This is a genomic window from Streptomyces palmae (genome assembly GCF_004684805.1).
In the GTDB taxonomy this organism is placed as follows: Bacteria; Actinomycetota; Actinomycetes; order Streptomycetales; family Streptomycetaceae; genus Streptomyces; species Streptomyces palmae.
Window position 1 is genome coordinate 1 of the sequence record NZ_SRID01000686.1, and the last position, 1352, is coordinate 1352.

1 protein-coding gene is annotated in these 1352 nt (G+C 75.2%); it reads right to left on the reverse strand.

The annotated features are described in order from the left end of the window. Window positions 1–20: 20 nt before the first annotated feature. The gene (locus E4099_RS32070; RefSeq protein ID WP_135342596.1) at window positions 21–905 is read right to left on the reverse strand and encodes a universal stress protein; all 885 of its coding nucleotides are present in this window, start codon (window positions 903–905) and stop codon (window positions 21–23) included. Between the last annotated feature and the right edge of the window lie 447 nt (window positions 906–1352).

The following is a 1352-nucleotide window of genomic DNA, read 5'->3' on the forward strand; positions in this document are numbered from 1 at the left end:
GAGGTGTATAAGAGACAGCCCTAGCGGTGCGGGACCACGGCCACCGGGCAGCGGGCATGGTGCAGCGCGGCATGGGTGACCGAGCCGATGCCGCGCAGTGCGGCGGGCCACTGCGTCCTGCGGCCGACCACCACCAGGGCGGCTCGGCCGCTCTGGGACAGCAGCACCTCGGACGCCCCACCGATCTCCACATGGGTGGCCACCGGCACCTCGGGGTACCGCTCGCGCCACGTCCGCAGGGCGTCCTCCAGCAGTGACCGGTTGAACGCCTCCGGTCCGCCCGCCTCGTCCATCGGGCGCAGCGCGCTGGGGACCAGGTCCAGCGGCGTGGGCAGACTCCAGGCGCGCACCGCCCGCAGCGGGGCACCGCGGGCGGCCGCGGCGGCGAAGGCGAACTCCAGTACCGGGGCGGCGTCCTCCCCCGCATCCTGGACCCCCACCACCACCTCCGAAGCCCGCTCCTCCGCACCCTGCGCCTCCGGCGCGGCCGTGTCGCGGACCACGACGACCGGGCCGTTCGCCTGCCGCACCACCTGGAGGCTGACCGAGCCGAGCAGGAATCCGACCAGCGGGCCGTGGCCTCGGGAGCCCAGGACCAGCATGTCGGCGCCCTCGGACTCGGCCAGCAGCGCCGGAACGGGTTCGGTGGGGAGCAGTTCGCCGGTGACCGCCGGCTCCGGGCGGCGCGCCCGCACTCTCGCCTCGGCCTGGTGGAGCACCTCGTGCGCCTGCGCCTCCACGGCCACCGGGTCCACCGCGACGGGGAGGTCGAGGGGGCTCGGCGGCTGCCAGGCGTACACCAGGCGCAGCGTCGCGCCGCGTACGGACGCCTCGTCCGCGGCCCAGTCCGCGGCGGCGAGGCTGTGCTCGGTGCCGTCCAGTCCTACCGTGATCGTGCCGGGCATGGTCGCGCCTTTCCGGTGCCGGGGAGATCCCTACACAGGGTCAGATGCCCCGCTGCGGCGCTCCGGGTCCGATACCGGTCGGCCACTCCCCCACCTGGCGGACACGGCCGACCTGCCTGGCGTCCCGCTCGCGGCGCGGGTCAGGCCGGCACGCCGGGCGGCGAGGCGGTCCGCCCGGGCGCGAGGCGGTCGCGGGACGGATGAGCCGATCGGCCGAGCGCCGTCAGCGGCGGTCGCTCGTTGACACGGTGTGATCACTACCGCTTCGGAGATGACGACGAGATGAGCAGACATCAGAAGGGACGCAGGCACCGCAAGGTCAATCGGACACCGCGTCCGGTCGGCCGGACACGGGAGTCGGCACACCGCGTCACAGCCCCGGCGGCGCCCTCGAGCAGTACGGCGCAGCGCCCCGGTACGGCGGCACGTCCCCCCACGCCCCAGGCC